Raw genomic sequence first — 584 nt, forward strand, 5'->3', positions numbered from 1 at the left:
GTGAGCCAAGGAGTTGTGTGATTAGCTTGTCTTCCTAAGACCGCTTGGCCTCCGACTTATCTCTTTTAATTCAATTAATTTCTGGAATTTTTTTATCTATACATTACTGTCCCTCAACTGAAATAGCCTTTAACAGAATTATTTTAATTATACAAGATATAAATTATGGTTGAATTATACGGATTATTCACAGTAATGGAGCTTCAATTTTTTTTATTTGTATATACATCCATATCGGCCGAGGGATCTACTACCAATCTTTTAATTTAGTAAAAACATGAATTATTGGAGTTATAATTCTCCTTTTAACTATAATAACAGCATTTTTAGGGTATGTACTACCCTGAGGACAAATATCCTTTTGAGGAGCAACTGTTATTACTAATCTTCTATCTGCAATTCCCTATATTGGCCAAACTTTAGTAGAGTGAATTTGGGGGGGGTTCGCTGTAGATCTCCCAACACTTAATCGATTTTATTCATTTCATTTTATCTTACCTTTCATTATTACATTTATAGTAATTATTCACTTAACCCTTCTTCATGAATCTGGGTCTTCAAATCCAATAGGGATTAATAGAAAT

General features: G+C 31.8%; 1 protein-coding gene. It reads left to right on the top strand.

What is annotated here, in order from left to right:
- Positions 1–431: 431 nt before the first annotated feature.
- The coding region (locus OCU29_RS20055; RefSeq protein ID WP_368858984.1) for a cytochrome b N-terminal domain-containing protein at positions 432–584 on the top strand (153 nt) is incomplete at its 3' end.

This window comes from Nocardioides sp. OK12 (assembly GCF_024341885.1).
In the GTDB taxonomy this organism is placed as follows: Bacteria; Actinomycetota; Actinomycetes; order Propionibacteriales; family Nocardioidaceae; genus Nocardioides; species Nocardioides marinisabuli.